The following is a 25484-nucleotide window of genomic DNA, read 5'->3' on the forward strand; positions in this document are numbered from 1 at the left end:
CGCGACGGTCAAGCCGCCGGAAAAAGCTTCCAGCGACGCGGCCTGAAGGCCACGCGGCTCTTCTGCGCCGCGGGATGGTCGACCGGCAGCTCGATCTCGACGCGCTGGCGCTCGCCGCCGACCTCGAGCTCGACACGCCTGGTGCCGGCGACGCGGCGGCTGGCGGCAACCGTGCCGGCGATGCAGCCGCTGCAGCCGTCGAGCAGGTCGACATCGTGCGGGCGGAAGTAGAGAACCGCCTCGCCGGACGGCGCATGCGGCGCCGAGAGCCCGATCGGCCGGTCGGCGATCCAGACCTCGCCGTTCTCGACCTTGACCGGCAGTGAGCTCGACTCGCCGATGAAGGAATAGACGAAGGGCGAGTTCGGCGTGTCGTAGATGTCGTCGGCGGTACCAACCTGCTCGATGCGGCCCTGGCTCATGACCACGACGCGGTCGGCGAGCTCCAGCGCCTCTTCCTGGTCATGCGTGACGAAGACGGTCGTGTGGCCGGTGCGGTCATGGATCTCGCGCAGCCAGCGGCGAAGCTCACGGCGAACCTGCGCGTCGAGCGCGCCGAAGGGTTCGTCGAGCAAAAGCACCTTGGGCTCGATCGCCATGGCGCGCGCCAAAGCCACGCGCTGGCGCTGACCGCCGGAAAGCTGCGCCGGATAGCGCTTTTCCAGGCCAGACAACTGGACGAGGTCGAGCAGTTCGAGCGCCCGGCGGCGGATTTCCTGCCCCGAGGGCCTTGCGCCGTGCCGGACTTTCAGGCCGAAGCCGATATTGTCGGCAACCGTCATGTGGCGGAACAGCGCGTAATGCTGGAAGACGAAGCCGACATTGCGCTCCTGGATCGACTTCTGCGAGGCGTCCTCGTCGCCGAAGAAGATCGCGCCTTTGGTCGGCCGCTCCAGGCCGGCGATCAGGCGAAGCAGCGTCGTCTTGCCGGAGCCCGACGGGCCGAGCAGCGCGATCAGCTCGCCGGACCTGATGTCGAGCGACACATCGTGGAGCGCCGGAAACCGCTCGAACTCCTTGCGCACGTTGACGACGCGAACTTCCATGCAAATCCCTCAGTCCGTTGATGCTGTCGTTGTTCCCAAAATTGCCAGGCAACTCTTCGGCGACAGATAGTGTTCAGTGTCCGCGCGTCGCGGCGATCTCGGCGCCGTAGCGCATCTCGAGAAGCGTTTTCAAGACCAGCGTCACCAGCGCCAGGCCGGCGAGCAGCGAAGCGACGGCAAAGGCGCCGACGGCGTTGTATTCGTTGTAAAGGATCTCGACATGCAGCGGCATGGTGTTGGTGAGGCCGCGTATGTGGCCCGACACCACCGAGACCGCGCCGAACTCGCCCATGGCGCGCGCATTGCACAGAAGCACGCCGTAGAGCAGTCCCCATTTGACGTTGGGCAGCGTCACATACCAGAAGGCCTGCCAGCCGCTGGCGCCCAGCGAAAGCGCCGCCTCTTCGTCGCCATTGCCCTGTTCCTGCATCAGCGGGATGAGCTCGCGCGCGACGAAGGGGAAGGTGACGAAAATGGTAGCCAGCACGATGCCGGGCACGGCGAAGAGGATGACGATGCCATGCGCCTTCAACCAGGCGCCGAGCAGTCCCTGCGCGCCGAAGAGCAGCACATAGACAAGGCCCGAGATGACCGGCGACACCGAGAAGGGCAGGTCGATGAGGGTGGTCAGGAACGCCTTGCCCTTGAATTCGAACTTGGCGATCGCCCAGGCGGCCGAGATGCCGAAGATGACGTTGAGCGGCACCGAGATCGCCGCCACAAGCAAGGTCAGGCGGATGGCGGAGCGCGTGTCGGGGCTGGAAAGGGCTTCCGTGTAGGCGCCGATGCCTTTGGCGAGCGCCTCGTGGAAGACGACGATCAGCGGCAGGAGCAGGAAAACGGCGAGGAAGGCAAGGGCGATTGCCATCAGCACGGCCTTGACGGGTCGGCTTTCGGTCACTGCGGCCGACTGGCTCTCGTGATGCAGCTCGTAGGATTTGATCTCGGGATCAGCCATAGCGCTTGCGGCTCCATGTCTGGACGAGATTGACGACCAGAAGCATCAGGAAGGACAGCGCCAGCATGATCGCGGCGATCGCGGTCGCCGCCTCGTAATTGTATTCCTCGAGCCTGATCACGATCAGAAGCGGCGCGATCTCGGACTTGAAGGGCAGGTTGCCGGCGATGAAGATGACCGAGCCGTATTCGCCGACGCCGCGCGCGAAGGCGAGCGAGAAGCCGGTGATGATCGCCGGCGCCAGGCCTGGGAAAAGCACGCGGGTGATAATCTGGAAACGGTTGGCGCCGAGCGTGGCGGCAGCTTCCTCGACCTCCTTGTCGATCTCTTCCATGATCGGCTGGACGGTGCGCACGACGAACGGCAGGCCGATGAATACCAGCGCAACGACGATGCCGAGCGGCGTGTAGGCGACCTTGATGCCGAGCGGCATCAGAAGTTGGCCGATCCAGCCGTTCGGCGCATAGAGCGTGGTGAGCGCGATGCCGGCGACGGCCGTGGGCAGGGCGAAGGGCAGGTCGACCATCGCGTCCGCGATGCGGCGTCCGGGGAAACGGTAGCGCACCAGCACCCAGGCGACGGCCGTGCCGAACACGACGTTGACGACAGCCGCGAGGAAGGCGGTGCCGAAGCTTATCTTCAGCGCGTTGAGGGTGCGCCGGTCAGCGGCGATTGCCCAGAAATCGGCCCAGCCAAGCGCGGCCGAGCGCCAGACCAGCCCCGAAAGCGGGATGAGGATGATGAGCGTGAGGTAGGCAAGCGAGAAGCCGAGCGTCAGTCCGAAACCCGGAATGACACTCGGCTGCCTGAATCGCCACCCCGTCTTGACGGGTGCTGTGTTCATACTGTTCTGGATCGTCCCTTCTATTCAAACCAGAATGGCTTTGCGCAGTCGCATTTGGCTGCCGTGGCTCGCCGGCCGTCCGGCCTCACTGCGCCGGCTTGTAGATCTGGTCGAATATACCACCGTCGCCGAAATGGTAAGGTTGCGCTTTCTTCCAGCCGCCGAATTGCGGGTCGTCGATGGTGACCAGCTTGATTGCCGGGAGCTTGGCGAGGTCCTCGGCAGGCACAAGGTCGGGCTTGGCTGGGCGATAGTGGTTCTTGGCGATGATGGTTTGCGCTTCCTTGGAATAGAGCCAGCTCAGATAGGCCTCCGCGACCTTGCGCGTGCCCTTGGCATCGACATTGGCGTCGACGACCGCAACCGGCGGCTCGGCCAGGATCGAGGTCGGCGGGTAGACGATGTCGAAATTGTCGGCGCCGAATTCGTCGAGCGCGAGATAGGCTTCATTCTCCCAGGCGATCAGCACATCGCCCAGGCCCTTCTGCGCGAAGGTCACCGTCGAGCCGCGCGCGCCGGTATCGAGGACCGGGACGTTCGCATAAAGCTTGCCGACGAACTCCTTGGTCTTGGCTTCGTCGTTGCCGTCATTGGCGTTTGCGTAAGCCCAGGCGGCAAGATAGTTCCAGCGGGCGCCGCCGGACGTCTTCGGGTTCGGCGTGATGACCTGGACGCCGTCCTTCACCAGATCGCTCCAGTCGTGGATGCCCTTGGGATTGCCCTTGCGCACCAGGAAGATGATGGTCGAGGTGTAGGGTGCGGAGTTGTTCTCGAACTTCGTGCGCCAGTCCGGGCTGATCTTCTTCGTCTTCGAGACGATGGCGTTGATGTCGCCTTCGAGCGCCAGCGTCACGACGTCGGCGTCGAGGCCGTCGATCACCGCCCGAGCCTGCGCGCCGGAACCGCCATGCGACTGCTGGATGGTCACGGTTTCGCCGGTCTCAGCCTTCCAGTGCGCGGCAAACGCCTCGTCATAGGCTTTGTAGAGTTCACGTGTCGGGTCATAGGAAACATTCAGAATGGTCGTGTCGGCAAACGCGAAACCGAGCGCGCCGAACTGGACAGATGTGGCGACCAGCGCGCCGAGCAGTTTCCTGAAATGAGGTTTGGTCATTCCGGCCTCCGTTGAACTGCTGCGAACTCTACCGAGTTTATAGAATTTAGATGCATTGAATGTTGCCTTTTTCATCTCCCTGAAGCAATTTTTCGCCGAGCTTGGGTCGGCTGAGGAAATAACTTCCTCAGCCAGCGGCCGCATGGCTCTTCATCCGCCGGCCCTAATTAGAAGCGGTCAGGGTAATGACAACCCTGGGCGCCTCAATTGGCGTTGACCGGAAAATCGAAGCGCTGTTTTGGGAAAGGCTCTTTTGCCAGGGTGAAGTGCCACCATTCGCGCGCATAGTTGCGAAAGCCGGCGGCACGCATGGCAGTCAGCAGCGTTTTGCGGTTCGCGGCGGCTTCGGCGCCGATCAAGGCGCTGGCGGTTTCGCTCTTTGGATCGAAGCAGTCGAAACCGGTGCCGAAATCGAGCGTGCCGCCGTTCGGCGCACCGCAGGCCGGATGAACTGCGCTTTTACTATCGGCGATAGCAAGGTCCACCGTCGAGCCTCGAGAATGGCTGGAGAACTCGCCGATATAGCCTTTGGCGATGAGATCGCCACGTTCGACGGTCGGATACCATTGCGGGTCGGGCCGGCCGCCTTCTCGCGTCCATTTGCCCATATCGGCAACCGCGCGCGCCGGCCGGTAGCAGTCGAACACGACCAGCGTCAGGCCTCTGGCGGTCATGGCTTTCTGGACGCTGGACAGTGCCTTCGCGGCCTGAGCAGTGAGGATGCAGACCGGCGCGTCATAGCCGTCGGCCTTGCGGTGCAGGAAGTTTTCCAGGCCGGCGTAGCGGATATCCTGGCGAATGGTCGGGTCGATATCGGCTAGTCTTACGAAGCCGGCGGGCAGGGGATCGGCGCGAACTGGGGCGGAGGTTGTGAGTAAAAGCGCTAGCGTGGCGAGGATGGCAGCGGCTGATTGCCAAAGTTGGCGCGAGGCACCCCCCTCTGCCCTGCCGGGCATCTTCCCCGCAAGGGGGGAGATTGGCAGTTTCGGCGCTGGCTCTATCTTTCTCAGGTTGATGATTGGCGAAAGCGGTGAAGCGAATAATCTCCCCCCTTGCGGGGGAGATGGCCGGCAGGCCAGAGGGGGGTGCCTCGCGCCGGACATCAGGCCAAGAAACGCAATTCCCTGAATCGCTTGCCGCGTTCTATTCAACGAACACCTTCACGCTCGCCGCGCGTCCGGCCGCATCGATCACGGTCAGGGTCGAATAGCCGGTGCCGTCAGGCTGCCAGGTCGCCGTGCGGCGACGGTCGATGCCGGCGAGCGGCTTGCCGTTGGCGAGCCAGCGGAACGGCGCCCGGCCGCCCTGCAGTTTCAGCACCAGCGGCATCGCCTCGGCCGAATTGGTGCCGAGGTCGACGCGGGCGCCATTGGGCGGGAAGATGATGGTCGGAGCCGGCTCGGTGGCGGTCGCCTGCATCAGACCGTCGGCGCCGGCGCCGAAGCGGGCGAGCGTCACCGGCAATTCGCCGCGCTTGGGGTTGAAGACGCCCGGCGGCGGGCCGGGCAATGGCACGCTGGCAAGGCCGGAACGGACGAAGCCTTCGAACAGGATGGGCGCCGCCGAGACATAGCCCGACAGGCCGGGGATGGGGCTTGCATCGGCGCGGCCGACCCACACACCCAGCACATAGCGGCCGTCGAAGCCGACGGACCAGGCATCGCGATAGCCGTAAGAGGTGCCGGTCTTGTAGGCGATGCCGCGCTGCATGGCGCCTTCCGGCGGCTTCACGCCGGACAGGATGTCGTTGATCTGCCAGGCCGCCTGGTCGTCGAGAATGGTGGCGGTGGTGCGCTCGGCGGCCGGCTCGGTGCCGTCATGCAGCGTGTGCATCTTGCCGCCATTGGCGAGGCCCGTATAGAGCTGCACCAGGTCGCGCAAGGTCACGCCGACGCCGCCAAGCCCGATCGCCAGGCCCGGCGCCTCGTTGACAGGCAGGATCGGGTTTACGCCGGCCTGGCGGAAGCGCGCCGTCAGCCGCGCCGGACCGACGGCGTCGAGCACGCGGATCGCCGGCACGTTGAGCGACAATTGCAGCGCCTGGCGGATCGAGACGTCGCCCTGGTAACCCATGTCGAAATTCTTCGGACGGTAGCCGCCGAAATCGGCCGGGCTGTCCTCGATAATGGTTTCCTGCGCCACCAGCCCCTGCTCGAAGGCCAGCCCATAGATGAAGGGCTTGAGCGTCGAGCCGGGCGAGCGCACCACCTTGGTCATGTCGATCCAGCCGGAGCGGCTGGCGTCGAAGAAATCGGCGGAGCCGACTTCGCCGAGAATGTCGCCGGTGCGCGCATCGGCCATGACCATGGCGACGGAAAGTTTCGGCCCGAGCTTCTTGGCGGCATCCCTTGCCACCTGTTCCAGCCCCTGCTGCACGCTTTTGCGGATGGTGAGCTGCAGCGGCCGGCCGGGCACGGCCTTGGGCAGCATTGCATAGGAGGCATGCGCGGCCAGCGCCGGCAGCTTGCGGCGTAGGCCGGCGACATCGTCGAGCGCTGCGCGCGCGGCTTCGCGTTCGCCGAGCAGTCCGGCCGAGACCATGCGGGTCAGCACGCGGTCGCGCGCCGCATGGGCGATGCCGAGATTGCGGTCGGGACGGCGCTTTTCCGGCAATTGCGGCAGCGCGACGAGCAGGGCGGCTTCCGAGACCGTGAGCCGCTTCGGCTCCTTGCCGAAATAAGCGAGCGATGCGGCGCGCACGCCTTCGAGATTGCCGCCATAGGGCGCCAGCGTCAGGTAGCGTTCGAGGATTTCCTGTTTGGTGAGCCGCCGTTCGATCTGGATGGCGCGCAGCAACTGCTTGAGCTTGGAGCCGAGGCTGCGGCTGTCGCGCGGCTCGATCAGCCTTGCAAGCTGCATCGACAAGGTCGAGCCGCCGGACACGATATGGCCGCTGGTGACGAGCTGGCCGGCGGCGCGGCAAAGCGCCAGGACGTCGACGCCCCGGTGATCCCAGAAGCGCTTGTCCTCATAAGCCACCAGCATGTCGACGAACTGCCTGTCGACCTGATCGAGGCGGGTCTCGAGCCGCCAGTAGCCGTCCGGCGTCGCGAAGGCGCGCAGCAGCTGTCCGTCGCGGTCCTGCACCTCGGTGGAGACCGTCAGCTTTGCCGGCAGCGGCGGCGGGAAGGCGCGGTCGAGCTCTACGAGCGCAGCGACCGAAAGCGCCGCGAAGCCGGCTAGAGAAATCCCGGCGATGGCGGTTCGACGCAGGAATTTCCTGGAGAGCATGGTGCTGCCCCTCATTGCCCTGCCGAGCATTTTTCCCCGTATAGTGACGGCGAGAAAGGGGCTTGCGCAGAGGCTTTCGCCAATTTCCAACGCTGCAGGAAAGAGGCCAATAATCGTGACGGTCCCCTTCTCCCCGTCGCTATGCGGGGAGAAGGTGCCGGCAGGCGGATGAGGGGCAGCGCCATCGTCCTGTCCATATTTCCTCGGCGCCTTATTCCGACTTGACCTCCATCACGCCGGTGGCAGTGCGGGCCGAATATTGCGGCCGGTACATATCCTCAACCGTTGCCGCCGGATGGGCGTAGGTGCCCGGCGTCACGGCGCGAACGACGTAGGCCAGCGTGATGTTGCGGTCGTGGTCGCCTTCATTGGGGTTGAAGGCGGCGACGAAGCGATCATCGCGGAACTCCAGATGCGCGGCATCGGTCTGCGCCAGCCAGGAGAAGTTAGACAATTGCGCGCTGGAAACCAGGCTCGGATTGTCGATCTCGAAGCCGGCCGGCAACAGGTCGGTGATCAGGAGCCGCGACGGCCATTTGTTCTGCTCATAGATTTTGAGCACGACCACATAGCGCTCGTTCTGCTTGGCCTCGGTGACATTGGCCTCGGTGCCGTCGAGCTTGTAATAAGTGCGCGCGATGGTGAAGCCGTCGCCGCCGGCCGGCAGCGGCTCGACCGGCGCGGCCACCGCGGTCACCACCGCCTGCAGCGGCGTCGCGCCGGTGTTGGCGATGGTGAGCGGGCTGTCGACAAGATTGCTGCCGGCAACCTGGTCGGAATAGCCGCCCGAATGCGGTGCGCCGTTGACGGAAAGCGTGATGGAATCATTGCCTTCCTTCAGCGCCCGCGCGGCGAGCAGCATCCAGGATTCGTCCTGCGTGCTCGTCCAGCGGGCATCGGCGCGCGCCACGCCTACCAGCTTGATCAGCTTCGGCATGATGCTGGGCACCGGCTTCGATTCCGCCGCCAGCGCCAGTATCGCCGCGCCGTCGCGCAACCGCGAGCCATAGTCCGAGCGGTACCAGTCGTAGTCGGTTTCCGACTGCGCCAGCCTGAGCGCCGTCTGGAAGGTGGCTTCCGAACGCTGCGCGTCGCCGTAGAGCGCCAGGCTTGCCGCCAGTTGGGCGACGGCCATCGGGCTGGAGAAGGCTTCGAGCTGCGTGTCGGCGTAATAGCGCAGATCGCCGATCGAGGCCTTCTTGTTGCGGGCGAGCACGTAAAGCGCATAGGCGATCTCGCTGCCCTTGTCCTGGACATCCTGGTCGTAGCCGAGCGAGTTCTGCAGGTTGTTCAGTGCCTGGCTCATGGCCAGCGCCGGCACATCGTACTTTTCCTCGCGCGCCCGGGTCAGGAACTCGGTGACATAGGCGTCGAGCCACAGATCGCCGGAGCCAGGCCCCCAGAGGCCGAAGCTGCCGCTTGCCGCCTGGTAGGACAGCACCTTGTAGATGGCGTCCTGGATGCGGCCATGCAGGTCCGGATCGGTCTCCATGCCGATGCTCTTGGCCATGTCGTTGACATAGAGCAGCGGCATGGCGCGGCTGGTGGTCTGCTCGGCGCAGCCATAGGGGTAGCGATCTAGCGACATCAGAAGCGACGGCACGTCGAGCGCGGACGACTGCGAAACGCCGACGCTGACCGAAGCGCCGTCGAGCACGCTGGCGGCAAGCAACTCCTTGTCGACGCGCAACGAGCCGCCATTGGGCTTCAGGTCGACAACCATGCGGTTGGTGACCGGAAGCTGCGCCGGGCGCACCGGCAGATAGAGCGTCTGCTCGACCTCGGTGCCGCCGGCATGGGCCAGCTTGACGGTGACCGAGGCATCGCCCGCGGTCTTGGCGACCAGCGGGAACGTGAGCGACTGCCGCTTGCCCTGGGCGAGCGTCAGCTTCGCGGGCAGCGGCTTGTCGCCGGTCGACAGGTCGCCGGTCGTGGTGACCGAGAGCGCATAGTCGCCGGCCGGACCGTCGGTGTCGGCGATGTCGAGGCGCATGGTCGCCGCATCGCCCGGCGCCAGGAAGCGCGGCAGGCCTGCGGTGATCACCACCGGATCGCGCACGATGACGTCGGTCTGGGCATGGCCGACCGCATCCTTGGTCCAGGCGACGGCCATGACGCGCACGGTGCCGTTGAACTGCGGGATGTCGAAATCGACGCGCGCTTTGCCGTTGGCGTCGAGCTCGACCGGGCCGGAGAAGAAGGCGACCAGCTTTTCGGTCGGCGGGCTGCCTTGCGCCTGCATGTTCGCCCCGTCGCCGCCGGTGCGTATCTTACCCATGGTGCCGAGCGAGCCGTCGATCAGGCGTCCATAGAGGTCGCGGATCTCCAGCCCCAGCATGCGCTGGCCGAAGAACCAATCCGCCGGATCGGGCGCCTTATAGTTGGTGAGGTTGAGGATGCCGACGTCGACGGCAGCCACCGTCACATAGGCATTGCTGCCGGCCTGGGCGCCGCTAACGGCGACCGGGATCGACAGCTGCTGGCGCGGGACGGTTTTTTCCGGCGGCGTCAAGCTGACCGCCAGCTTCTTCGAGCCCGGATCGACCGACAGCCATTGGATGCCGATGGCGCGGGCCGGCATGCGTGATTCCTGCGCGTCGCCGGGCCGGAACAAGGTCGCCGTGACATAGGCGCCGGCGCCCCAGTCGTCGCCGACAGGGATGTCGACGGTGCTGCCGCCGGCAGGCACCGAAGCGGTGACGGTTTTCAACAGCTTCTCGGCGCCAATGGTGACCAGCAACTCGCCGGCAAAATGCGGCGAGACCTTCAGCTTGGCAACTTCGCCGGCAGCGTATGTGTCCTTGTCCAGCGCGATCTCCAGGCCGTCGGGCGTCTCGGTGGTGGTGGAGGCGACATACCAGCCGGCATCGAACTCATAGCTCGTCGCCGGCCCGTCCGGATCGGCGGTCTCGACCTCGAGCCGGTAGCGGCCCCAGTCGACGGGCAGCGACACGGTCGCCTCGCCATTTGCCTTCAGGTCGACCGCGCCATTGGCGACGGCCTTGGTGAGGTTCACCGCCTCGTAGTTCCAGGAATTGTTGGAACGGTACCATTGATAGTTCCGCTCGACCTTGACCAGCGACCACTGCGCGCCCTTCAGGTCCTCGCGCTTGCCGTTCGGGTCGACGGCGATGATGCTGAACTTGGCGGTCCCGCCCTGCGGCACCTCATCGCCCTCGAAGTCCGGGCGAATGCCGATGACGTCGCGTTGCGGCCGCACGCCGATGTCGAGCGAGCGCTCGACGGCGCGGCCGCCGGCCTCGCGCATGCGCACGGTGACCTTGGCATTGACCAGCTTGGTGGTCGACGGCAACTGGGCGATCGTGACCGGGAATGTCGCCTTGCCGTCGTCGCCGACCACGGGAAGGTTGGCGAGAGGCGTCACGGTCGGCTCGCTCGACTGCTCGTCGGCCAGACCGAAGCTGAAATCCTTGAAACTGTCCCAGGTGCTGGTGGTCGACAGCGTCAGCTCGCCTTCAAGCGCGAGGCCCGCAGCCGGCGCGCCATAGAGGAAACGGCCGTCGACGGTGGCGTTGGCGGTCTCGCCTTGGGCGATCTCCTTCTTGTCGGCGGTCAGGTCGAATTCGATACGATCCGGCACGAAGTCTTCTACCAGGAACATCTGGCTGGCGACCGGCGACTGCTTGGGATCGGTGTAGATCGACACCGTCCAGGTGCCGCGCATGGCGTTGGGCTCGAGCGGCAGGTCGACAGCGTGGCCGCCGGCGGACTCGCCATTGCTGACGATACGGCGGTTCTCGACGCCGTCGGGGCGGGTGAAGATGAAGGTGAGCGGCAGGTTCTCGACCGCTTTTGCCGCGCCGTCGCGGGCAAGGGCTGCGACATGCACGTCCTCGCCGGCGCGGTAGATGCCGCGCTCCGTCCAGGCATAGACATCGAGCGCGCCTGGCGAGGCGCGCCCCTCGACGCCGCGATCCGACAGGTCGAAGCCGGCCTTGCCCATGTCGAGGAAGACGAAGTCGTTGTCGCCCTGCTTGGCCATCAGCACGGCCGGCACCATGCCGTTTTCGCCGCGGGTCAGACCAGGATTGAAGACGGCGTGGCCTTCGGCATCGGTGGTCGCGGTGCCGAGAATCTCGTTGTTCTTGGCAAGCAGCGTCAGTTCGGCGCCGGAAATCGGCTTGGCCGAGCCCAGCGAACGGGCAAAGACGTTGAGTCCGTCCTGGCCGGTATAGGTGGAAAGGCCGATATCGGAGACGACGAACCACTGCGTGGCGCGTGAACCATAGTCGTCGCTCTTGTCATCGACCGGCTGCGCGGTCAGCACATAGACGCCGGGCTTGCGCTGCGGGATCGCCTCGTCCACCGGGAACGAAGTGGTAACCTCCTTATTGAGATCATTGGCGATATCGAGGGTGCCCGACCAGACGGGGGCGCCCATCTGGTCGGAAATGGTGGAGATGTCATAGCCATCGAGCTGATGCAGGAACTGATAGCCGGTCAGAAGCTGCGCCAGCGAACGATCGCCGATCCGGTAGAGCGTCATCTTGGCGGCGTTCATGTTGACGGTGACGACCGGAATGCCGCGGCGCGCGCCGGCCGGCAGCACGAAGCTGTCGCCGGTGAAGCGTGCGGACGGGGCGCGGTCCTGGATGTAAATCGACAGCACGACGGGCGCGGCGATCGTCTCGCCGATCGCCGCCGGCAGGCCGGCGCGGAAGGTCACGTCATAATGCTGGCCGTGTTCCAGGCCTTCGACGCAGATCTGCTTATCCTTGGCCTCGACGGCCTTGGGCGCTGCGTTGTCGACCGTCACGAACTGCGAATAATCGACTCCGGTCTTGACCAGTTCCTCGGAAAACTGGGCGCAGATTCGCGGCGAGGACGAATCGGCGTCGACAGTGTGCTCGACGACGCGAAAGCCCTTGCGCGCCTTGAGGTCGGCATAGTCGGCCTGGACGGCCGGCGAGCTGACCAGCGCAAGGCTCGCCTCATAGGCCTGCAGCGAAGGCCGGTAGAGATCGCGCTTGTCGAGGCCGGCGCCAAGCAGCGCCAGCGCTTCGGCCCGGGTCTTCGCCGTGCGCACCAGCTTGTAGGCGTTGAAGGCCGCCGAGGTGACGTTCATCGGCAAAGTCGAAGGTTCGGTGGTGTTCGACGCCGGCTGCACGGCAAGCGTCTCGCGCGCCAGCGCCAGCCACAGCGCGCCGTCATCGGGCAGGACCGAGACCGCGGACTGGTATTTCTGCATGGCAAGGCGATGGTCGCCGGTAAGCGACGCCTGCTCGGCGGCGGCCTGCAGGGCGGCAAGGCCCTCGGTCGGCTTGTCGTAGGCCGGATCGGTCAGCTTGTTGCGGAACTGCTGAGCCTGGTCGGCCATCCAGTTGGGGAAAAAGGCCAGTGCCGGCGGAGCGCCGATATCGGGGTCGCCATCGACATTGGCGACCTTGCCGGCGACGGCGCCGGTGAAGGATTTCAACTGGTTATAGTCGGATTTGAGAAAACACCATTTGGCCTTGGTGTTGTAGGTGAAGGCCCGGCAGGCCGGGTCGCCGAGGCATGTTGTCTTGCACTGGTCGAGGCTGACATTCTGCTCCGACCTCAGGTCGAAACCGAAATAGTCGGAATTGTCGGTGGTCACGATTCGCCGGGCTTCGGCGGCAAAGGCCGCCCCGCCCAGGGCGAAAAAGATGAGAAGAAGGAGAGAGAGACCACGAGCCGCGCGCATTGCCATACCACCCTCCAGACATCGCCAGCGTCCGGGCATGATCAAGCTTCGTGCAGGCTTGTCAACGCCGGAGCGCCGCGGGTTTATTACCCGCGAACGGTTTCCATGCCGGCCAAAGGCCGGTATTTCGACAGAACCTCTGTGAGACGGATCACACTTTCTTGCGAAATCGCAAAAGGTGTGAATTCCAAGCCCGGTCTGTTTCAGACAATTGGATTGTGGCCCCTTTACGAACGTTGCGGAACTTCATTCCAATTTTAGTTTTGTCGACTAGGTTGTCTTAATGCCGGCGCATGAAACGCAGATGTCAAAGGGGATCGCGCCAGGGCGCGGGCTCCCGCGCGCCCTGCTTTTGGCGCTCGTCTGCTCGACCGTGCTGGCCGCGGAGGTACGGCAGGCGGCGGCTTTCGAGATTTTCGGCATCAAGCTTTGGGGCTCGTCCAAGGACGAAGATGCCGACATCGTCGATCCGCTGCGCTACTCGGTGACGATCAATACGCCTGATGCCGACAAGGATCTGATCAAGAGGCTCGAAAACGCCTCGGCGCTGAAAAATGACGAGGATCATCCGGTGTCGGGGTCGCTCGGCCTGATGGCCAAGGCGCGTGGCGACCGCGAACAGCTCGTCGCCGCTCTCTATGCCGATGCCCGCTACGAAGGCGTGGTCACCATCACGATCGAAGGCAAGTCGATCGACGAATTGCCGCCGGATGCCGAATTCAAAGGGCCACAGCCCATTCCGGTGGTCGTTACGGTTTCCCCCGGGGCGAAATTCACGCTGGGCAACATCCGGCTGAAGGGCGATGCGGCGGGGTTGGCGGCAGCCGATTTCGGCCTGATCGCCGGCGGCGATGCCGGCTCCGGCGCGGTGCTCAAGGCCGAAGCGCTGATCGTGCGGGCGTTGAAGGAAGAGGGCAGGCCGCTTGCCAAGGTCACGGACCGCGAGATCGTCGCCGAGCATGCCAGCTCGACGCTGGACGTGACGCTGACGGTGGCCGCCGGCCCGGTCGCCGGCTATGGCGACACGACGGTCGAGGGCACGGAGAAGGTCGATCGCGACTTCACCGAATACATGACCGGGCTGAAACGGGGCCAGCAATATTCGCCGCAGGAGATCGACGACGCGCGCGACCGGCTGCTCGGCCTCGAGGTCTTCAACAGCGTGACCATCAAGGAAGGCGACCGCCTCGACGCCAACGGCAACATCCCGATCGGCGTCCAGGTCAGCGAGCGCAAGCCGCGCTATTTCGGCGTCGGCGGCACCTTCTCGAACACGGAAGGCCTGGGGCTCGAAGGCTATTGGGGCCACCGCAACCTGTTCGGCCAGGCCGAGAAGCTGCGCATCGTCGGCTCGATCAGCGGCATCGGCAGCAATAGCCTTTCCGCGCTCAACTACAATGCCGGCGTCATGTTCGAGAAGCCGGGCGTGCTCGGGCCGACCTCAAAGTTCTTCACCGGCGTCAAGACGGTGCTCGAACACCCCGATGCCTATGACCACTTCTCGGTCAAGGGCGACGTCGGCGTCTCCTACGATCTCGACAAGAAGCAGCGGGTCTCGGCCGAATTCGATCTCGATTATTCGAAGATCACCGACGCCTTCGGCAAGCATACCTATCTGATCGCCAGCGTGCCGCTGCAATATGTCTATGACAGCCGCGACAACAAGCTGAACCCGACCAGGGGGTTCCGCTTCCTCGCTTATGCCGAGCCGAGCTACGACATATTGAACGGCGCAACCTTCCTGAAGCTGAAAGGCGAAGGCTATGCCTACCAATCGATCGACACGGCAAGCAGGTTCGTGCTCGCCGAACGCGCGACGCTGGGCTCGATCGTCGGCACCGGACTGCAGAACGTACCGGCCGACCGGCGCTTCTATTCAGGCGGCGGCGGCTCGGTGCGCGGTTATGCCTATCAGGGCATCGGCCCGAAGGACATCAACGGCCAGCCGATCGGCGGCCTCTCCCTCTTCGAAACCTCGGTCGAGATGCGCATCGGCGTCACCGATACGATCGGCATCGTGCCCTTCGTCGATGCCGGCACGGTCTCGACCAAGTCCTTCCCCGATTTCTCGAATGTGAAGGTCGGCGCCGGCGTCGGTCTGCGCTATATTACTCCCTTCGGGCCGTTGCGCATCGACGCTGCCGTGCCGCTCAACCGCGATCCAGGCGATCCGCATTTCGGCATCTATGCCGGCATCGGCCAGGCGTTCTGACGATGAAGATCTTCTGGCGCATCCTCCGCATCTGCCTCTACGCGCTGCTCATCCTGCTGGTGGTGGCGATCGGCGCGCTGGTTGTTTTGACCGGCACCGAAGGCGGCCGCCAGAATCTTGCCGGCCTCATTTCGAAGATGGCCTCCAACGAGGACCGCAAGGTCACGATCGCCGGCATCGAAGGCATCTGGTCGGGCGCGCTCAGGGTCGACCACGTCGTGCTGGAAGACCGCGCCGGCGCCTGGATGGTGGCGCGCAAGGTGGCGCTCGACTGGTCGCCGGCGGCGCTGCTGTCCCGGAATTTCAATGCCGACCGCTTCGCCGCCGAGCGCATTGAGCTGGCGCGGCTGCCGCAGCCGAGCCAGCAGCCATCGCAAGGTGGCTCGTCCAGCCTGCCGGTGTCGATCGACGTGAAGCAGATCGACCTGCCGGAGATCGCGCTGGGACAGGAGCTTGCCGGCAGCGGCATCGCCGAACTGGCCGCCAAGGGTTCGCTCAGGGCCGATCCGTCGCCGCTGGCGATCGAAAGCGTGCTCAACGTCAGCCGCCATGACGGCAAGCAAGGCAATGTCGACGCCAAGATCCACTTTGCGCCGGCCGACAACAAGCTCGACCTCGACCTCAAGGCGTCGGAGCCGGCCGGCGGCATCATCGCCAATTTGCTCAAGCTGCCGGATGCGCCGCCCGTCAACATCATCGTTACGGGCAGTGGGCCTTTCGCCAATTGGAGCGGCGTCGGCACCTTCATGGTCGACGGCCGGATCGTCAGCCAGTTGACCGGCCGGCACCAGCTGACCGACAAGGGCCACCGCATCGAGGCCAAGGGCGACGGCCAGTTCGAAGGATTCCTGCCGGAGAAGATAAAGGCGCTGTTTGCCGGCAAGACGAGCTTCGACCTTGCCGGAACGGCGACCGCGTCGGGTGGGATCGATATCGAGCAAGCCGTCATAGAGAGCGCATCCGTGCACGGCACTGCCACCGGCAATGTCGATCCGAAAGGCGCGAGCGACCTGTCGGTCGAGCTCTCCGCAAAGGACAAACCGGTCACCGTCGATGTCGGCAACAGCGCGGTTCCGATCCTGGTCGCGGTCGAAAAGGCCACGGTGCGCGCCTTCGGCGGCGGCAAGGCGCCGAAGGTCGATGTCGGCACGTCCCTTACTTCGGTCGCGGTCGGCGGCACCCAGCTCAACAATATTACGGGCGAGGTCCATTCCGACGGCTTCGACATCGAAGCCCTTAGCGGTCCGGTCGCCATCAAGCTCGCGGCCGCCGGCCTGAAGACCGATGTGGCGACACTGGCGCCGCTGGTGACCGGCAAGCTTGCCGCGGACCTTTCCGGCACGGTCAGCCGCGAGACCGTGACCATCGACAAAGGGACTTTGCGCAGCGATGCGCTCAATGCCGGGCTGACGGCAAATGTGGCGCTGGCCGACCTTTCGATGACGCTGAAGATGAATGCCGACGCCGTCTCGAAGGCATTGCCGCCGCAGATCAGCTCGCTGCTTGGCGAGCGGGTGAAATTCTCGGCCACTGCCACGCGCGATCCGCAGGGCGCCTTCGCCGCCAACTCGCTGGAGATCAGCTCCGGCTCCCTCAGCGCCAGCGGCACCGGCAGCATGCAAGGATCGGATATCCAGGCCAGCGTCAAAGGCACGTTGGGCGACGTCTCGCCACTGTCGTCGCTCGCCGGCACGCCGCTCGCGGGCGGGGTCAATTTCGCGCTGACGACCACCGGTCCGCGCTGGGCGCCGGATTTCTCCGTTTCAGCCGACAGCGCCAGCCTGACGGCGGCCGGCCGCACGGTGAAGGACATCAAGCTCTCGGCCAAGGGCAAGGCCGACATCGCCAATCCCACGGCCGAAATCTCGCTGACCGGCAGCGCCGAGGGGCAGGCGCTAGACATCGCAGCCTCACTGGTGACGGCCGACGGCAAGCGCTCGATCAGGGGTCTCAGCCTGGCGCTCGGCGACAACAAGGTGTCGGGCGATCTCACGCTCGACGACAAGTTCCTGCCGCTCGGCACGCTGACATTTGCCGTGCCCGACATCGGACCGCTTGCGGCGCTCGCGGATCAGACCGCCACCGGCGACATCAACGGCACCATCGCCTTCGCCAAGGACGGCGAGGCGCCGACTGTCACCATCAATGCGGCCAGCACGTCGATCGCGCGCGGCGATCTGGCGGCGAAAGCCATCACTGTCAACGCGCTGATCGCCAACTACCTCAAAGGGCCGGCGATCTCAGGCACCATCAAGGCCGACAGCGTGACCTCCGGCAGCACGGTCATCAGCGGCATCGGCATCGACTTGAAGCGCGACGGCGATTGGACGAACTTTACCGGCGGCGCCACGGCGTCCGGCATTCCGGCCACCGCCACCGGCCGCGTGAAGATCGCCAACGGCACGACAAGCGTGGAAATCGCTTCCGGCGAGGCGACGGTGCGCGGCATCAAGGCGGCCATCGCCGAGCCCTCCAGCCTCTCCATCGCCAATGGCGTGACTTCCATCGAGAAGCTCGCGCTCAATCTCGGCGGCGGCTCGGCAACCATTTCCGGCAGCGCCGGTCAGATCCTCGACCTCACGGCAAACCTCGCCAACCTGCCGTTGGCCCTCGCCAACGACTTCATGCCCGGACTTGACGGGACCGGAACGCTGGAGGGCACGGCACACGTCACGGGTCCATCGTCCAACCCCGACATTCAGTTCAACGCGAAGATGGCGGGCGCCGAGACCAGCCAGACCCGGCAGGCGGGGCTCGGGCCGCTGGATCTGGACGCCGCCGGCACCTACACGCTGGCAGGCGGCGTCGCCCTGGACCACGCTACGCTTTCGGGCGAAGGGATTTCGGGCAAGGCCGCCGGCACCCTAAACCCGAACGGCGCCAGCGATTTCTCCCTCGATCTTACCTCGTCCGGAGCCAGCCTGCCGTTGACGGTCGGCAGCGCCGAGAGCCCGGTCAAGATCGCGGTCCGGTCCTTGTCGGCAAAGATGGCGGGCGAAAGCACACAAGCGCGGCTCGATGTGTCAGCAATCCTGCCTTCCGTTGCCGCCAGCCAGGCGACGGTGGACGGCCTCACCCTGGTACTGCATTCGGAAGCCTTCGACCTGAAGGGGCGGGCAGGTCCGGTTTCCGGCACGGTGTCGGTGGACAGGATCGGCCTCGACAATCCGATGATCGCGCCGCTGATCGCCGGCAAGGTCACGGCCAAGGTCAATGGCCGCCTGACGACCGATGCCGTCGCCGTGAACAGCGGCTCCTTGACGAGCGATGCGCTCAACAGCCAGGTAGCCGGCCGGATATCGCTGGGTGACGGCGCGGTCGACCTCAACATGACAGCCAATGTCGCTTCTTCCGCTTTGCCGCCCGCAGTGCGCGGCGCGCTTGGCGAGAGGGCTGAGTTGAGCGCCGTGCTGAAGCGCGATGCCAATGGTAATGTGAATGTCGACGGGCTGAAGCTGAATTCGGGCGCGCTCAGCGCCGATGGGCAGGCAAGCCTTGCCGACGGCAAGCTGGCCGCCGGGATCAGAGGCGCGTTGAGCGACGTTTCGGGGCTGTCGAAAGACGCCAAGGGCGCCATCGCCTTTGCCTTGAACGCGCAAGGCCCGGTTACCGCGCCGGACCTGTCGATGACGGTGAGCAGCGACCGGCTTTCGGTGGCGGCGCGCGAGATCACCGGGCTGAAGCTCACGGCCAGCGGCAAGGCCGATGCCGCCAATCCGGCGGCCAATGTTGAGCTAACCGGCAATGTCGCCGGGCAGAATCTGCAAGGCAGCGCGGTGCTGGCCACGACCAATGGCAGCCGTGCGATCAATGGGCTTTTGCTGTCGCTCGGTCCGAACAAGATTTCGGGCGATCTCGCGCTCGACGACGCCTTCGTGCCGGTCGGCACCGTTTTGCTCGACCTGCCCGATATCGGGCCGCTGGCCGCGCTGGCCTTGGAAAAGGCCGAGGGCAATGTGCGCGGCACGATCGCTTTTACCAAAGCAGCCAACGGACCCAATGTCGCCGTCAAGGCGAACACCTCGCAGATCAAGCGCGGCGATCTTTCCGCCAGGAATGTCGCCATCGACGCGCAGATCGCGAACTACATGGCAGCACCGGTCATCGCCGGTACGGTGCGCGCCGAGAGCGTGACTTCCGGCGGAACCGCCATCACCGGTATCGATGTCGACCTCAAGCGCGACGGCGACTGGACCGGCTTTTCAGGCGGCGCCACCGTCAAGAATATTCCGGCCAAAGCCGCCGGCCGGGTGAAGGTCGCCAACGGCACGACGACGGTCGAGCTCGCGTCGGGCCAGGCGACGGTGCAGGGCATCAAGGCCGCGATCGCGCAGGCCTCGACGATCAAGGTTGCCAACGGTGTGACGACGCTCGACCGGCTGGTGCTCAACCTCGGCGGCGGCACGGCAACGGTGACGGGCAAGGTCGCGCAGGCGCTCGACATCAACGCCAATCTGGCGAAGGTGCCGATCTCGCTCGCCAACAGTTTCTCGCCGGGTCTCGACGCGGCCGGCTCGGTCTCGGGCACGGTCAAGGTCACTGGCGCGCCGGCGGCCCCCTCGGCCGCCTTCAACATCGATGCGTCCGGCGTGCAGACCTCGCAGACGCGCGGCGCCGGTCTCGGCGGCATGAATGTGTCGTCGTCGGGAACCTTCGCCGGCAACAAGCTCGCTTTCGATGCCGACGTCAGCGATGGCGCCGGCCTCGGCCTCAAGGGTGGCGGCACGGTGACGACGGCGGGCACGCCCACCTTGGCGCTCGACTTCAAGGGCAAGGTGCCGTTTTCCTTCCTTGCCGCCAAGCTTGCCGCGCAAGGCCTGGCGCTCAACGGCACAGCCAATGTCGATGTGCAGGTGCGCGGTCCTGCATCCGCGCCCGTGATCAGCGGCAAAGTGACGACGTCGGGCGCGCGCCTTATCGATGCGCGTTCCGGCCTGGCGGTCAACGACATCGCCGCCGACGTTTCGATCGGCGGCGGCGTCGCCAGGATCAACCGCCTGACCGGAACGCTGTCGACGCGCGGCAGCCTGTCGGCGAGCGGCACGGTAGGCATCACCCCGGCGCAGGGCTTTCCGGCCGACCTGTCCATCAAGCTTACCGACGGCCGTTATACCGACGGCCGGGTGGTGACCGCCAATCTCGGCGGAGACCTGACGATCAAGGGACCGCTCGTCTCGGCGCCGGTGATCGCCGGCACCGTCAACCTGGCGAGGACGGTCATCACCGTTCCGGACAAACTGCCCGGGTCACTCTCGGAACTCAACGTCAAGCATAAGAATGCGCCTCGCGCCGTGCGGGCACAGGACAAGGCCTTGCACCCGGCGACATCCAGCGGCAGCAATGGCGGCAGCGGGCTCACCCTCGATCTGACAGTGAATGCGCCTAACCAGATTTTCATCCAGGGCAGGGGCGTCGACGCCGAACTGGGCGGATCGCTCAAACTAACGGGCCCGGCGTCGTCACCGCAGGCCGTGGGCACCTTCACCTTGCAGCGCGGGCGGCTAACGATCCTCGCCAAACGGCTGACATTCACGGACGGTACGGTCGGGTTCCAGGGATCGCTGGTACCTTACCTCAACCTCACCGCGACCACGACGACAAGCAGCGCCACCGTGACAATCGTGGTTTCCGGCGAGGCGACCAATCCGAAATTCAACTTCTCCTCTGTTCCGGCGCTGCCGGAGGACGAGGTCTTGGCGCAGCTGATCTTCGGCCGTTCGATGTCGAATCTTTCGCCGCTGCAGATCGCCCAGCTCGCCGACGCTGCCGCTCAATTGGCAGGCGCCGGCGGCTCGACCTCGCTGCTCGACAACCTGCGCAACGCGATCGGCATCGACGATCTCGACGTGACGACGGACGAGAAGGGCGGCACCGCGGTTTCGGCTGGCAAATACCTCAACGACCGCACCTATGTGACCATACAGAAGGGCGACAAGCCGGGCTCCGGCAAAGCCACGATCGACCTTAACGTCGGTCGCGGCGTGAAGCTGCGCGGCGAGGCCAACGATGCCGGCGAAGCAAAGGGCGGCGTCTTTTACGAACGCGAATATTGAGGCCGCGCCGGCGCTTCTCTGCCTGCCCGGCGGACTGTCCGCCGCGGGGGGGCGGGCCGTTATCCGTATAAAATTTATTGATTTAATCGCCCGCGACGATTTTTTGAGAAATCCGCCTCGCGATAACAAATTTGCGTCATGACTGTCGCTATCGCGCGAACCGGGTTGCAGCCAAAGATGCACATTCCTGGCATGTTCCTACTCCACACCGTCTTTTGACAACGCGGTCTGGATGCGGAATGTTAAAAGGCGGAAAGCCAACAATGGGAGTAAGTCATGGCAATCTATAAGAGCAATGGTGATCGCGTTCCCGATCACATCCTGAAAATGGCCGAACAAGCCAAATCGGGCGGCGTGGACCGCCGCGAATTCCTGGCTTTGGCCAGCGTCTTCGGCGCATCGACGGCAATGGCCTATGGCATGCTCGGCCTCGCCGCGCCGACCTCGGCCCGGGCCGAGGACGTGCAGGGCAAGAAGGGCGGCGTGCTCAAGGTCGCAATGTCGATCAAGGATCCGAAGGATCCGCGCACCGCCGACTGGTCCGAAATCGCCAATGCCGAGCGCCAGGCGCTCGAGCCGTTGGTGAAATACACCAAGGAATACACCTTCGCGCCCTACCTCCTGGCGAGCTGGGACATCAATGACGACGCCACCGAATACACGCTGCATGTGCGGCCGGGCGTCGAATGGAACAACGGCGACAAGTTCACCGCCGACGACGTGATCCACAATTTCACCCGCTGGGCGGATAAGGGCGCGGAAGGCAACTCGATGCCTGGCCGTCTCGGCAGCCTCGTCGACGAGAAGACCAAGAAGCTGCGCGAAGGCTCCGTCGTCAAGGTCGACGACATGACGGTCAAGCTCAAGCTGTCGAAGCCAGACATCGCCATCATCCCGAACCTTTGCGACTATCCGGCGCTGGTCGTGCACAAGACCTTCGACGAGAAGGGCGCGAACTTCAAGAACTGCCCGATCGGCACCGGTCCGTTCGAGCTCGTCTCCTACGACGTCGGCCAGAAGGTGGTCTACAAGCGTCGCACGACCGGCAAGTGGTGGCAGGGCGAGGCGTTCCTCGACGGCGTCGAGTTCATCGACTACGGCACCGATCCGGCCGCGACCGTCTCGGCCTTCGAGTCGGGCGAAGTCCAGACCAACCACGAAACGACCGCCGACTACATCAAGATCATCGCCGACGTCGGCGCGCCGGTCTCGGAAGTCGTGACGGCGGCCACCGTGGTTTCGCGCTTCAACGTCACGCACAAGCCCTATGACAACCAGAAGGTTCGTCAGGCGATGTTGCTTGCCGTCGACAACGCCACCGTGCTGCAGCTCGGCTACGGCAATGCCGGCACGCCGGCCGAAAACCACCACGTTGCGCCCATCCATCCGGAATACGTCAAGCTGCCGGAGATCAAGCGCGACATCGCCAAGGCCAAGCAGATGCTGACGGAAGCCGGCGCGATCGATTTCGAGCACGAGCTGATCAGCAACGACGAGGACTACCACAAGAACACCACGGACGCGATCGCGGCCCAGCTGCGCGAAGCCGGCATCAAGGTGAAGCGCACCGTGCTGCCAAGCTCGACCTTCTGGAACGACTGGACGAAGTATCCCTTCTCGGAAACCAACTGGAACATGCGCCCACTGGGCATCCAGGTGATCGCCATCGCTTACCGCAGCGGCGAAGCGTGGAACGAGACGGCCTACGCCAATCCGGACTTCGACAAGAAGGTGAACGAGGCGCTCGGCATCGCCGATGCGGAGAAGCGCAAGGTTGTGATGAAGGATATCGAGCAGACCCTGCAGGATTCCGGCATCATCATCCAGCCTTACTGGCGCAAGCTCTACATCAATATCAAGCCCGAGGTGAAGAACCACTCGATGCACCCCACCTACGAGCACGACTTCGGCAAGGTCTGGCTCGAGCAGGCATGATCCATGGCGCGATGAATACGAGGGGCGGCGGCCCCTCGTATTTGCAGCTTCGTCGCCGTTGCATATCCTGCAGCGGTGGCGGGGCGTCATCGGCTTTTCGAAACAGGGTTGAACGTATCTGACCCCAACCCGGCCGGCAGGGGGGCACATGTTCTCATTCATCGCCAGACGCATCGGCACGATACTGCTCACGATGCTGTGCCTGACGCTGGTCGTCTTCTTCCTCGTCAATCTCGAGCCCAATCTGAAGAAACTGGCGATCAGCCAGACCGAGATGCATACGCCCGCCGACCAGCTCGAAAGCTGGCTGGTCAATCATGGCTACCGGCAGAACTTCTTCCTGCGCTACGGCCAGTGGCTGGGCGTCCTGCCGAAGCATCCGATCACCGATCCGGCGACCGGCAAGACGACGCAGCGCTTCTCCTTCTGCAATGATCCGACGGAGCCGCAATTCTCCGGCGTGCTGCAGGGCGATTTCGGCTGCTCGACCAAGTTCAAGACAACGGTCGCGGCCAAGCTATTCCCCGCGCTCGGCGCCACGGGCTTGCTGATGTTCTGGGTGCTGGCGGTGATGGTGCCGATCTCGCTGCTGATCGGCATTCTCGCCGGCATGCGCGAAGGCTCGCGCACGGATCGTGTGCTGTCGGTCGCCTCGATCGCCTCGACGGCGACGCCCGAATATGTGTCGGGCGTCATCTTCACCGTCATTTTCGCATCCTGGCTCGGCTGGCTGAACGGTTCGGCGGCGTCCGCCAGCCAGGGCATCACCTTCTACAATTTCACGCTGCCGGTGATCACGCTGGCGATCTACGGCATCGGCTATATCGCGCGCATGACACGCGCCTCGATGGTCGAGGTGATGACGCAGCAATATATCCGCACCGCCCGGCTGAAGGGCCTGTCCTTCAGCAGCGTGGTCATCAAGCATGCGTTGCGCAACGCGCTGATCGCGCCCTTCACCGTCATCATGCTGCAGTTCCCGTGGCTGCTCACCGGCGTCGTCATCGTCGAGGTGATGTTCCGCTACCAGGGTTTCGGCTACACGCTGGTCGAGGCCGCCGGCAACAACGATATCGACCTGCTGCTCGGCTGCTCGCTGGTCTCGGTGTTCATCGTGCTGATCACGCAGCTGATTTCCGACGTCGGCTACGCGTTTCTCAATCCGCGTATCAGGGTTCAGTAGAGGGCAGGGCCGATGCAAACGGAATATATCAGCGCCTTCGACGTGGTTCTCGGCGTGCTCTGGCGGTTCTGGCCGGTGTGGGCCGCGCTCATCCTGGTGATGGGCGCCAGCTTTGCCTACAAGAAGCGGCTCGGGCTCTACGGCCAGCTCTTCGACAGCGGCGTCGGCATTGCCGGCGTCTTCATCTGCCTGTTCTGGCTGTTCACGGCGATCTTCGCCTCGACCATCTCGCCCTTCGATCCGCTGGCGCAGGTCTCGGTCATGAAGGACACGCTGCCCGGCGCGATCGAGCCGGCGTCGAAGCTCGTCTATTATTTCGGCGGCGACAAGCTCGCCCGCGATGTATTCTCGCGCATGGTCTATGGCAGCCAGATCGTGCTGATCATCGCGCCGGCCGCCACCGGCTTCGCGCTGATGGTCGGCATCACCCTCGGCCTGCCGGCCGGTTATTATGGCGGCAAGATCGATACGCTCTTATCGTTCCTTGCCAATCTGGTGCTGGCCTTCCCGGTCATCCTGTTGTTCTACCTGCTGGTGACGCCGGGCATCATGGACACGCCGATCCCCTATGGCATGGCGGGACTGTTCTTCCTGTTTCCGATCATCTTCTTCTGCGTGCTGTTTTGGACCCGCTACAAGAAACGGCCGGACCGGCTTTATATCCTGCTCGGCATTACGCTGGTGCTGGGCGGCTGGATTTATGCGGGCCTCGTCTTCGACAAGGACCCGCTGCACATCGTGCACATCGATCCCAACCAGCTCAACATCTTCGTGGCCGTGGTGTTCGCCTCCAGCCCCGGCGTGTTCCGCATCGTGCGCGGGCTGACCATGGATATCAAGACGCGCGACTATGTGGCGGCGGCGCAGACGCGCGGTGAATCGCCCTGGTACATCATGCTGTGGGAGATCCTGCCCAATGCGCGCGGTCCGCTGATCGTCGATGCCTGCCTGCGCATCGGCTACACGACGATCCTGCTCGGAACGCTCGGCTATTTCGGCCTGGGCCTGGCGCCGGAAAGCCCCGATTGGGGCACCGCGATCAAGGACGCCAGCCGGCTGTTGCGGTCCTTCATCCACCCGGCGCTGCCGCCCACGATCGCCCTGATGTCGTTCGTGCTGGGGCTGAACCTTTTGGCGGACTCGCTGCGCGAACAGTCGATGAAGGATTGATGGTCAGGGTTCAGGCCCTACCTGCTGAAACAATTTAGGATTGGAGCGACCC

General features: G+C 64.7%; 12 protein-coding genes. 5 read left to right on the plus strand and 7 right to left on the minus strand.

From position 1 onward, the window contains the following. Positions 1–8: 8 nt before the first annotated feature. The 7 genes from LB565_RS12370 to LB565_RS12400 all read right to left on the minus strand — a co-directional run bounded on the left by LB565_RS12370 (position 9) and on the right by LB565_RS12400 (position 12885). Positions 9–1046, minus strand: a complete 1038-nt coding sequence (locus tag LB565_RS12370; RefSeq protein WP_224584263.1) for a sulfate/molybdate ABC transporter ATP-binding protein — start codon at positions 1044–1046, stop codon at positions 9–11. 73 nt (positions 1047–1119) lie between these two features. Then, on the minus strand, positions 1120–2004 hold the full coding sequence (cysW, locus tag LB565_RS12375) for a sulfate ABC transporter permease subunit CysW (protein ID WP_224584265.1): 885 nt from the start codon (positions 2002–2004) through the stop codon (positions 1120–1122). Continuing rightward, complete coding sequence (cysT, locus tag LB565_RS12380; RefSeq protein WP_224584267.1) at positions 1997–2848, minus strand: sulfate ABC transporter permease subunit CysT; 852 nt, start codon at positions 2846–2848, stop codon at positions 1997–1999. Before cysT ends, cysW begins: the two co-directional genes overlap by 8 nt. 85 nt (positions 2849–2933) lie before the next feature. After that, on the minus strand, positions 2934–3962 hold the full coding sequence (locus tag LB565_RS12385) for a sulfate ABC transporter substrate-binding protein (RefSeq protein WP_224584270.1): 1029 nt from the start codon (positions 3960–3962) through the stop codon (positions 2934–2936). A 203-nt stretch (positions 3963–4165) separates the two neighbouring features. Further along, positions 4166–4918: a M15 family metallopeptidase gene (locus tag LB565_RS12390; protein WP_224584272.1), complete on the minus strand. Its 753-nt coding sequence runs from the start codon at positions 4916–4918 to the stop codon at positions 4166–4168. 187 nt (positions 4919–5105) lie between these two features. Beyond that, positions 5106–7193 (minus strand): penicillin-binding protein 1C, encoded by a 2088-nt coding sequence (gene pbpC / locus LB565_RS12395; RefSeq protein ID WP_224584273.1) that lies wholly within the window; start codon positions 7191–7193, stop codon positions 5106–5108. 211 nt (positions 7194–7404) lie between these two features. Beyond that, positions 7405–12885 (minus strand): alpha-2-macroglobulin family protein, encoded by a 5481-nt coding sequence (locus tag LB565_RS12400; RefSeq protein ID WP_224584275.1) that lies wholly within the window; start codon positions 12883–12885, stop codon positions 7405–7407. Positions 12886–13162: 277 nt separating this feature from the next. On the opposite strand from LB565_RS12400, the gene LB565_RS12405 reads away from it, so the two are divergent. The 5 genes from LB565_RS12405 (at position 13163) to LB565_RS12425 (ending at position 25432) form a co-directional block, all read left to right on the plus strand. After that, a complete protein-coding gene (locus LB565_RS12405; protein ID WP_224584277.1) occupies positions 13163–15091 on the plus strand; it encodes an autotransporter assembly complex protein TamA in 1929 nt (642 codons plus the stop codon). Between the two features lie 2 nt (positions 15092–15093). Next, entirely contained in the window at positions 15094–21144 is a 6051-nt protein-coding gene (locus tag LB565_RS12410; protein WP_224584297.1) for a translocation/assembly module TamB domain-containing protein, read from the plus strand. Between the two features lie 276 nt (positions 21145–21420). Continuing rightward, positions 21421–23079, plus strand: coding sequence for an ABC transporter substrate-binding protein (locus LB565_RS12415; protein WP_224584299.1), 1659 nt, complete (start codon positions 21421–21423; stop codon positions 23077–23079). 148 nt (positions 23080–23227) lie between these two features. Beyond that, complete coding sequence (locus LB565_RS12420) at positions 23228–24262, plus strand: ABC transporter permease (protein WP_040984157.1); 1035 nt, start codon at positions 23228–23230, stop codon at positions 24260–24262. 12 nt (positions 24263–24274) lie between these two features. Next, positions 24275–25432, plus strand: coding sequence for an ABC transporter permease (locus LB565_RS12425; RefSeq protein WP_224584301.1), 1158 nt, complete (start codon positions 24275–24277; stop codon positions 25430–25432). Positions 25433–25484: the final 52 nt, after the last annotated feature.

This window comes from Mesorhizobium sp. CA14, assembly GCF_020165195.1.
Lineage (GTDB): Bacteria > Pseudomonadota > Alphaproteobacteria > Rhizobiales > Rhizobiaceae > Mesorhizobium.